The organism is Arsenophonus endosymbiont of Bemisia tabaci Q2, from assembly GCF_902713415.1.
Classification (GTDB): Bacteria; Pseudomonadota; Gammaproteobacteria; order Enterobacterales; family Enterobacteriaceae; genus Arsenophonus.
The window spans coordinates 1-4,035 of record NZ_CACTIE010000130.1; the positions used below are offsets into that span (position 1 = coordinate 1).

The following is a 4,035-nucleotide window of genomic DNA, read 5'->3' on the forward strand; positions in this document are numbered from 1 at the left end:
TAAGCGAACTATAGCTAAGCGTCTTAATTTTGATTACAAAATATATATTTTTCTCCAATATAAATTTACTAATATAGAGTAATTACTTGTAATCATTTTAAAGTCGCCAAGCTATAATTTTCATATGCTTCACGATTTTGAGTTTTGATTGTCGAGGATGAAGTAAGCCGCGGCTTTTTTTAATATGTCATTATCCCTCTGAGCACGCTTAAGTTTTGCTTCTAATTCTTGTATGCCCTGTTGCTCGGGCGTTAACGCTTTTGATTTTACAGGCGTATTCCCATTTAACTCGGCAAGATATTGTTGCTTCCAGCGCGATACGGCAGATTTACCCGCACCGGATATTTTTTCAACTTGGATATTGCTATATCCACCTTCAACCATGAGTTTTGCATATTCCAGTTTTTGCTTTGCGCTAAAGGTCACTTTTACTTTTCGTGACATACTTATACCTATAAGATTTTGCTTAATTATAAGCTATAAATCTCTACAGTTTTATTAGACCACTACAGTAGTTCGTGGCAGACTATCGGGATTAAATATATGAACTTTGTATTGACTAGGAGGCGTTTTGGACAAGATTTTTGTTGATGAAGCGGTTGCGGAACTACATACCATCCAAGATATGTTGCGTTGGGTAATTAGTCGGTTTAATGCAGCAAATATTTATTACGGTCATGGAACAGATAATTGTTGGGATGAAGCTTTACAACTTGTTTTGCCATCACTTTTTTTGCCCTTAGATATCCCTCAACAATTATGGGTTTCTCATCTGACTTTAAGTGAACGTCATCGTATCGTTGAACGGGTGTTACGCCGTGTTAATGAACATATCCCTGTTGCTTATTTAACTAATAAAGCCTGGTTTTGCGGACATGAAATTTATGTTGATGGACGCGTTTTGATCCCACGTTCTCCTATAGGAGAACTGATTAATAAGCATTTTGCCGGCATCATTGATTATGAACCTGTAACTATTTTAGATATGTGCACGGGTAGTGGATGTATTGCTATTGCCTGTGCCTATCAATTTCCGCAAGCGCAAATTGATGCAGTTGATATTTCTGCTGATGCATTGGCGGTAGCTGAACAAAATATTGCCGCTCATGGGTTCTCTGAACGGATAGTACCTATTCGTTCAGACTTGTTTTTGAATATGCCTATGATTAAATATGATTTAATGGTTACTAATCCACCTTATGTGGATGCTGAAGATATGGCTGATTTACCAGCTGAATATCTGGTAGAGCCTAAATTAGCCGTTGCAGCGGGCTCTGATGGTTTAAAACTTGTTAGAACAATTCTAGCTAATGCTTCACGTTTCCTAACGGACAATGGGGTGCTTATTTGTGAAGTAGGTAATAGTATGTTACACCTTATTGAGCAATATCCGGATATTCCTTTTACTTGGTTGCAGTTCGAACAGGGTGGCAATGGTGTATTCATGCTAACGCAGAAACAACTTATTGAACATCAAGAGAAATTTAAATTATTTATCGATTAACGGGTAATTACATTTTTTCGTACAATAAAATAATTTATTAATTACTTATTGTAATGAATGATAAAAAGAGGAAACAAAGGGGATGGCAGGAAATTTGATTGGACAGCTTTTTCGTGTTACCACTTTTGGTGAATCGCATGGTTTGGCGTTAGGCTGCATTGTTGATGGCGTTCCGCCTGGTATGGCATTATTAGAAAAAGATCTGCAAACCGACTTAGATCGTCGTCGGCCTGGTACTTCTCGTTATACAACTCAACGACGTGAACTTGATCAGGTTAAAATTTTATCCGGTGTTTTTAATGGCATAACGACAGGAACACCCATTGGTTTGTTGATTGAAAATCAGGATCAACGGTCGCAGGATTATACTGAAATCAAAGATATTTTTCGTCCTGGGCATGCAGATTATACTTATCAACAAAAATATGGTTTACTTGACTATCGTGGTGGTGGGCGATCTTCAGCACGTGAAACGGGGATGCGTGTTGCTGCTGCGGGCGCGATCGCAAAAAAATATTTGCAACAAAAACTAGGTATAACCATTCGGGCTTATTTAAGTCAAATGGGAGATATTTGTTGTGAACTGAAGGATTGGGATTTGGTTGAACAGAATCCTTTCTTTTGTCCTGATCCAACAAAATTGGAGGCAATGGACGCTTTATTACGTTCATTGAAAAAAGAAGGTAATTCTATTGGTGCTAAAGTAACCGTCATTGCTGAACATGTCCCGGCTGGATTAGGTGAACCTGTTTTTGATCGATTGGATGCGGATATTGCCCATGCAATGATGAGTATTAATGCAGTTAAAGGGGTTGAAATTGGTGCTGGTTTTAAGGTGGTTACATTAAAAGGGACTGAAAATCGGGATGAAATAACCCGTGATGGATTTGTCAGTAATCATGCCGGTGGCATCTTAGGTGGCATAAGTAGTAATCAACCGATTATTGCCCATTTAGCCTTAAAGCCAACTTCGAGTATTAGCATACCGGGTAGAACGATTAATCCGGCAAGGTGATGGGGTCGAAGTGGTTAAAAAAGGACGTCATGATCCCTGTGTTGCTATCCGGGCGGTACCGATAGCAGAAGCGATGATGGCTATCGTGCTTATTGATCATTTTTTACGTCATCGGGCTCAATGTGGTGAATTAGCTTTTAATCGTACGATATAAATATTAATGAAAGAACATAATTATAATCATCTAATTAACATTTTTAGTATTTGTTTTGAGAAAGAGTATCGCACACGTTTAATTAAAGGAGATGATGAACCTATCTATTTACCTGCAGAGGATAAGATACCGTATCATCAGATTATTTTTGCTCGCGGCTTTTATGCTAGTGCTTTACACGAAATTTCCCACTAGTGTATTGCCGGAGAAACTAGACGTCAACAAATAGATTTTGGTTATTGGTATTATCCAGATAGGCGAAATGAGAAAACACAAAGCGCTTTTGAGAATGTTGAAGCGAGTATTGACAAAGCAAGTAAGGCGGGTGAATTAAGTCCCCCTGATCAACGATTGATATTAAATACTTGGCGGATGTTGTTAGAAAATGCCGCTCGATAAGCAAAAAAGCAAATAAATTAAAACAACGTATTGTTGCACTTTTTTAAAATGGGTTACGATGTTGGTAAGGTTGGCAGTATCCGATGAAGCAGAAAAGTTAGTCAATATTGAATGTTCAGCAGCAGCCATATTCCGTAAAATTCCAGCGCTTCCTTGGGTTGCTGATCCACAAAGCAAATCCGTTAACCAACTTTAGAATTTATTTTTGATGGCGATTGTTGGGTGCCAGTTGAGCAGCAGCAGCTTGTTAGTTTCATTGAGGTTGAAGTAATGTATCAAGCTTTGCATATTTGGGAATTATCTGTTGATAGCCGATGGTAAAGAAAAGGAATTGGTAAGGCTTTACTGCAAAAAGTTATTATGCAAGCAAAACAACTAAACTATGATCATGTTACTTTAACCACTTTTCGTGATGTTGCTTGGAATGGTGTTTATTATCAGAAATTGGGCTTGACAATTATTCGGGCTGAAAAGTTAACTCTGTCACTACAAGCTATCTTAAAAAAAGATGTGGCTTATGGGTTTACTGCATCCTCACGTTGTGCAATGCAGTACATCCTTTAATGGAGATTACATTTTTTTGCTAGAAAGTTAATTATCCAGTTTAACCGCCCGGCCTTGTATTAATTTTCTGATCCAAAAACGGTTAGAATTGAGATTTGCCAGTATATCATCGTCAAAAGGCAATGAATGGGTTCAGCAAAAATTTGACTGCAAAGCAGCTCTGCGCAAATTGGCGCATTACATAATCCTCTTGCGCCTAATGCGCCTAATGCGCCTAATGCGCCTATAACAAATAGATTGTCATGAATTGGGGCTTGCAAAATATGCTGTTGCTCACTGAGCTGTTTATCTATAGCTAAGCGACTTAATTTTGATGACATTATTTATATGAGCTATTCAATTGATTTTAGAGGTAAAGTGATATTTACGATGGAAGAAGAAGGGTTGAGTATCCGAGAA

Annotated in this window: 4 protein-coding genes and 4 pseudogenes; 6 read left to right on the forward strand and 2 right to left on the reverse strand. The window is 38.0% G+C overall.

From position 1 onward, the window contains the following. Positions 1 to 118: 118 nt before the first annotated feature. A pseudogene (locus ARSQ2_RS07405) lies at positions 119 to 444 on the reverse strand (transposase); the annotation flags it as partial. Positions 445 to 571: 127 nt separating this feature from the next. Between ARSQ2_RS07405 and prmB the strand changes: the two are divergent. From prmB to ARSQ2_RS07425, 6 genes and pseudogenes are all read left to right on the forward strand, one after another. After that, entirely contained in the window at positions 572 to 1,504 is a 933-nt protein-coding gene (prmB, locus tag ARSQ2_RS07410) for a 50S ribosomal protein L3 N(5)-glutamine methyltransferase (RefSeq protein WP_181994899.1), read from the forward strand. Between the two features lie 82 nt (positions 1,505 to 1,586). Then, positions 1,587 to 2,673, forward strand: a pseudogene (aroC, locus tag ARSQ2_RS07415) (chorismate synthase). A 6-nt stretch (positions 2,674 to 2,679) separates the two neighbouring features. After that, positions 2,680 to 2,970: pseudogene (locus ARSQ2_RS07420) on the forward strand (elongation factor P hydroxylase); the annotation flags it as partial. Positions 2,971 to 2,976: 6 nt separating this feature from the next. Then, positions 2,977 to 3,072, forward strand: a complete 96-nt coding sequence (locus ARSQ2_RS15260) for a hypothetical protein (RefSeq protein ID WP_476726902.1) — start codon at positions 2,977 to 2,979, stop codon at positions 3,070 to 3,072. Positions 3,073 to 3,133: 61 nt separating this feature from the next. Beyond that, positions 3,134 to 3,268, forward strand: a complete 135-nt coding sequence (locus ARSQ2_RS13730) for a hypothetical protein (protein WP_255487648.1) — start codon at positions 3,134 to 3,136, stop codon at positions 3,266 to 3,268. A 134-nt stretch (positions 3,269 to 3,402) separates the two neighbouring features. After that, complete coding sequence (locus tag ARSQ2_RS07425) at positions 3,403 to 3,636, forward strand: hypothetical protein (protein WP_338078270.1); 234 nt, start codon at positions 3,403 to 3,405, stop codon at positions 3,634 to 3,636. 27 nt (positions 3,637 to 3,663) lie between these two features. Here ARSQ2_RS07425 and mnmC read toward each other — a convergent pair. Beyond that, positions 3,664 to 3,917, reverse strand: a pseudogene (mnmC, locus tag ARSQ2_RS12885) (bifunctional tRNA (5-methylaminomethyl-2-thiouridine)(34)-methyltransferase MnmD/FAD-dependent 5-carboxymethylaminomethyl-2-thiouridine(34) oxidoreductase MnmC); the annotation flags it as partial. Between the last annotated feature and the right edge of the window lie 118 nt (positions 3,918 to 4,035).